This is a genomic window from Candidatus Pyrohabitans sp., from assembly GCF_054014795.1.
In genome coordinates this window covers 1-3,955 of record NZ_JBPMGE010000071.1, presented here as the reverse complement: position 1 = coordinate 3,955, position 3,955 = coordinate 1, and the positions used below count along the sequence as shown (strand labels likewise).

At 46.4% G+C, this 3,955-nt stretch carries 9 protein-coding genes; 5 read left to right on the top strand and 4 right to left on the bottom strand.

Going from position 1 to position 3,955, the window contains the following annotated elements:
- The first annotated feature begins 166 nt into the window (after window positions 1–166).
- The 4 genes from ACXJJW_RS07550 (at window position 167) to ACXJJW_RS07535 (ending at window position 1,709) form a co-directional block, all read left to right on the top strand.
- On the top strand, window positions 167–352 hold the full coding sequence (locus tag ACXJJW_RS07550; RefSeq protein WP_456475128.1) for a hypothetical protein: 186 nt from the start codon (window positions 167–169) through the stop codon (window positions 350–352).
- Window positions 349–618: a type II toxin-antitoxin system RelE family toxin gene (locus ACXJJW_RS07545; RefSeq protein ID WP_456475127.1), complete on the top strand. Its 270-nt coding sequence runs from the start codon at window positions 349–351 to the stop codon at window positions 616–618. Before ACXJJW_RS07550 ends, ACXJJW_RS07545 begins: the two co-directional genes overlap by 4 nt.
- A gap of 292 nt (window positions 619–910) precedes the next feature.
- The gene (locus tag ACXJJW_RS07540; RefSeq protein WP_456475126.1) at window positions 911–1,234 is read left to right on the top strand and encodes a UPF0175 family protein; all 324 of its coding nucleotides are present in this window, start codon (window positions 911–913) and stop codon (window positions 1,232–1,234) included.
- The gene (locus ACXJJW_RS07535) at window positions 1,218–1,709 is read left to right on the top strand and encodes a PIN domain-containing protein (protein WP_456475125.1); all 492 of its coding nucleotides are present in this window, start codon (window positions 1,218–1,220) and stop codon (window positions 1,707–1,709) included. The genes ACXJJW_RS07540 and ACXJJW_RS07535 overlap by 17 nt, the downstream gene beginning before the upstream one ends.
- A 73-nt stretch (window positions 1,710–1,782) precedes the next feature.
- Here ACXJJW_RS07535 and ACXJJW_RS07530 read toward each other — a convergent pair whose 3' ends face one another.
- Window positions 1,783–2,184 carry a hypothetical protein gene (locus ACXJJW_RS07530; protein WP_456475124.1) on the bottom strand — a complete coding sequence of 134 codons (402 nt, stop codon included), beginning with the start codon at window positions 2,182–2,184 and terminating at the stop codon, window positions 1,783–1,785.
- Window positions 2,185–2,338: 154 nt separating this feature from the next.
- On the opposite strand from ACXJJW_RS07530, the gene ACXJJW_RS07525 reads away from it, so the two are divergent.
- Complete coding sequence (locus ACXJJW_RS07525) at window positions 2,339–2,530, top strand: hypothetical protein (RefSeq protein ID WP_456475123.1); 192 nt, start codon at window positions 2,339–2,341, stop codon at window positions 2,528–2,530.
- Between the two features lie 374 nt (window positions 2,531–2,904).
- On the opposite strand, the gene ACXJJW_RS07520 is transcribed toward ACXJJW_RS07525, so the two are convergent.
- The 3 genes from ACXJJW_RS07520 to ACXJJW_RS07510 are packed head-to-tail and all read right to left on the bottom strand — an operon-like array spanning window position 2,905 to window position 3,796.
- Window positions 2,905–3,036, bottom strand: a complete 132-nt coding sequence (locus ACXJJW_RS07520) for a hypothetical protein (protein WP_456475122.1) — start codon at window positions 3,034–3,036, stop codon at window positions 2,905–2,907.
- Window positions 3,037–3,044: 8 nt separating this feature from the next.
- Window positions 3,045–3,524, bottom strand: coding sequence for a PIN domain-containing protein (locus ACXJJW_RS07515; RefSeq protein ID WP_456475121.1), 480 nt, complete (start codon window positions 3,522–3,524; stop codon window positions 3,045–3,047).
- Entirely contained in the window at window positions 3,509–3,796 is a 288-nt protein-coding gene (locus ACXJJW_RS07510; protein WP_456475120.1) for a UPF0175 family protein, read from the bottom strand. Before ACXJJW_RS07510 ends, ACXJJW_RS07515 begins: the two co-directional genes overlap by 16 nt.
- Window positions 3,797–3,955 lie beyond the last annotated feature (159 nt).

Genomic DNA, 3,955 nt, shown 5'->3' with positions numbered 1-3,955 from the left:
CCTGCGTTTGCCTTTATCTCCTCCAGCAGCTTCTCACGGGTATTTGACGTCACCACCCAAGCCCTACTGCGCAGCCAATACTCAGCGTAGGTGTTACATTCTGCCAATGAAATTTGAACCAATGATTTATATAATGTTAAAAATTCAAGTATTAGAAGGTGGGACAATGAGTGCCGAATTGAAGGAACTCCAGAAGATCAGGCAAGATCTAGATATCCTTACAAATCTTTACGCGAAGTTGATCGACAAGCTTATACCCGAAGAAGAGCCAGACGAGGAGGACATCAGAGCTATAAGGGAGGAGGATGAGATAGTAGGGGAGGAGGAACTCTTCAGGGTTCTGATGAAATGAGCTTTCAGGTGAATATTAAAAAGAAGGCTCTTAAGTTTGTCTCTAAACTGGATAGTAAGGATAAGGATAGACTGAGAAAAGCACTACTTTTGTTAAAGGGAGACCCTATTCCAATAAAATTGCTAGATGTTGCCAAAATTAAAGGAGAGAAGAATACCTACCGCATAAGGGTTGGTAAAATTAGAGTCCTGTACGAAGTCTTGTGGAATGATAAGGTCATCCTCATCAAAAGAGTAGATTTTAGAAAGACTGTTTACAAAAAATAGCCCCATGAACTCTGTAGTAACCGCGCTTTATTTGCCAATAAGTTGTCGAATCGATATAGAGATAAAGTCTCAGTGTCTTGAAGATAATTAGTTCCCTATGTTCTAATTTGTATTCACCCCCGCAACCATCTCACAGTATCCATCCACCGCCTTTGCTATGTCGAACTTCTCCCTCCGCAAGCCCTGCGGTTGCCTGCATCTCCTCCAGCTTTTCTCTCGGCGCTGAGCAGCTATTGCCTTTTGCAGTAACGTATACAATTGTTATGTTTACGATACAGTGAAAGGTGAGACGATGAGTGTAACCCTTACAACCCGCGCGTCCAGGGAGCTGGCGAGAAAAATTGAAGAGCTGGCGAAGAAGGAGCAGGTGGACAAGTCTGCGATTATAAGGAAGCTCCTCAAAGAGGCTGTGGAAAGGAAATCTCTGGAGGATGCCATAGAGCAGTACAAAAAGGGCAGGCTCTCCCTCTGGAAGGCTGCCAGAAAGGCGGGCGTATCCCTCTGGGAGATGATCGATGTGCTTGCCAAGGAGGGGGTGTATTTCGACTACGACAGGGAGGCTCTGAGGGAGGATTTAGAGCCCCTCAGGAGGAAAGAGATTGGCAGCGGTAAGTAACTCCACCCCCCTGATTTTTCTTTCTAAAATTGGCAGGCTCCAGCACCTAAGGGAGCTGTTCGACTCCGTAATAATCCCGGGTGAGGTGTATGAAGAGGTGGTGGTTGCCGGAAAGAAGGGCGGGCATCCCGATGCGATAGCCGTTGAGGAGCTTGTGAAAAGGGGCTTTATAGTGGTAAAGGAGGTGGAGATTACTCAGCTTCTGGAGGCGCCTATCGAAGATGGGGAGAAGGCCGCCATTTCTCTTGCCCTGGCCGAGGGAATTCAGGAGGTTTTAATCGACGAGGCAAAGGTGAGGCGAATGGCAAAGCTTCTGGGTCTAACGCCCAGGGGCACAATATGGATTCTTTCCAGGCTGTACGAAGAGGAGATAATCTCAAAGGAGGATTTCAAAAATTCCATCTTTGAGCTTGTTGAAAAGGGGTTCAGAATCAGAGAAGAGCTTTTGATAGATATTTTAAAGGAGGTTGAGTGACTCCCGCTCTTGCGTTTGCCTTTACCAGCCCCCTCACATCTTCCTCACGGCAGGCATCGCCTTACCTTCACATTCAGATTTCTCTCTCAGTTTCATAAATTATCCGAATTGTGAAAAGCAGGAGCGGTATCAGGGCAAAGGTGGCAAGAGTGAGGGAAATGAAGTATGCTGTGGGGTGCGCCGACATGTAGCCGGCGAGGAAGAGAAAGATACCAATGAGGAAGAGTGTCATTGCACCGTGTTTCACATCGTCAATCAGGTGCCTCCTTTTTCGAAGTTTTCTGCATATCACCTCCAGGTCTGTGAAGGTTATTTCGTCTTGTTGTGCTCTTTTGAACGTCTTGGCTGCGTGTGTTAAAGCCTCGTTGCGCAGCCTTTCATTTATTTTGCTGACGTACTTCCTGAAGTAATTTAAATAGGCGACTGCTGCTCCCATTGAAGAAATCCCTGCTATGAAAAGTGGCTCTGCTCCCATATTATCCGTCCGCTTAAGACTTTCGAAGGAAAAAATTTATAAACTTTTCCACATTTAAGATATACAATACCTATTAATGTAAAAAAAGAGCCAAGGTGTTGCATTACCCCGAAGAATATGAGCGAGACGATGACTTTGGTATAGGTGAATTGTTATGGAAGTTTGTACTGACCCTCTGGCGCCTGAATACTGGGGTGGGGCAGGCATCGCGGTTGTTGTGGCTGTGTATACAGGCAGCATATTGGATGGTATAGTGGCGGGAGGCTTTACCTACTTTTGCATCTCCCTGCTCAAGGACCTGATGGAGAGGTTCCTCAATTCAACCCCGGAGGGCGCATTAGCCTGAGGCTGAGCACTGTCACAGAAACTGAGCTAAATATTCTACTGAAGAGGCTGAAGAAAGCACTGCTTTTGCAAAGGAAGACTCCAATTAAATTGTTAGACATCGCTAAAATCAAGGGGGAGAAGAATACCTGCCGCATAAGGATTGGTAGAATCAGAGTTCTGTACGAAGTCCTGTGGAACGATAAGGTCATCCTCACCAAAAGAGTAGATTTTAGAAAGACCGCCTACAAAAATAACCCGTATAAACTCTGTAGTAACCGCGCTTTATTTGCCAATAGTTGTCGAATCAATATATGTAAATAGTGTTCCCTACGTTCTAATTTGTATTCGCCCCCCGCAATCACCTCGTAATACTTATCCACCGTCATCTCTTTTCTAAAATTCTCCTCCCGCAAGCCCCGCGTTTTCATCTCCACTCAGCAGCTTCCTCCCGGCGTTGAGTGCGGCAATTGCCTTCACCAGTGCATCCCCCTGGTCTGCCTGGAGCCTCACTATTGTGCAGGTCAAACCCTATTTTACTCCAGGATTTCATCGAGGTTTTCAACTGGTGAATAGTATCCTTTTTCAATCATCTCGGAAATCAGTTTGTTTCCCTCTTCCAGGGTTATAATTCCCTCTTCTACCGCCGCGGCGAGAACGCCAACCGTTCCTGAAACCGGGATACCATGGCGCTGGGCAAACTTTCTTGCGTCTATATCATCGGTAAGCATCTTTAGTCCGCGGTTTAAAGCAATTGCAAGGCAAGAAGCTTCCCCCTTCCCAAATCTTTCACAAAGTTTTGAATAAAGGTGTACCTCGGCTCCTCTCTCTACAATCTTTATCCATCTCCAGTCAGTTTGGGGCAGAACCTTTCTATCCATCCCCTTCCTTATCTCCTTAAGCACATCTTCCGTTGTGCAGAGCTCCTCCATGAAAAGCCTTTTGAGGATGTCGAGCCTTCCAACCAGAGAGAAGTTGGAAAGAACGGTTGTGTCAACTACTACTTCTTTTTCCATGCCTTTAACGCCTCAACTTCTGCAACTGCATCCTCCTTTGAAGGAGTCCTGACTGGAATGCCCCTCTCCCTAAACTCGCGCTGCAGTTCAATCCTGGTTACTCCTAAAAGTTCCGCAGCCTTCCCCAGACTTATTTTTTCATCAATGTATGCCCCTATCACCAGCGACCTGTAGAGGGCGGGGTCTATCTTCGAGATTTCTTTCAATGTTTTTTCTACTATTTCCGGCTGGATCTCACTCAGCTTCTTCAGCTCTTCCACAGCCCACGACATTACATCCACCTACCAAGAGAGAAAAATTCCCATTGATAATGCTTTTAAAGTCGCCGAGCGGAGTAAGCTTTAGCGGTCTGCCTCAGCTAATAAAATGCTGCCTCCCTCTGCCATCAATCCAGGCTGAGCCTCACAACCACCTCGTAGTACCTATCCCCC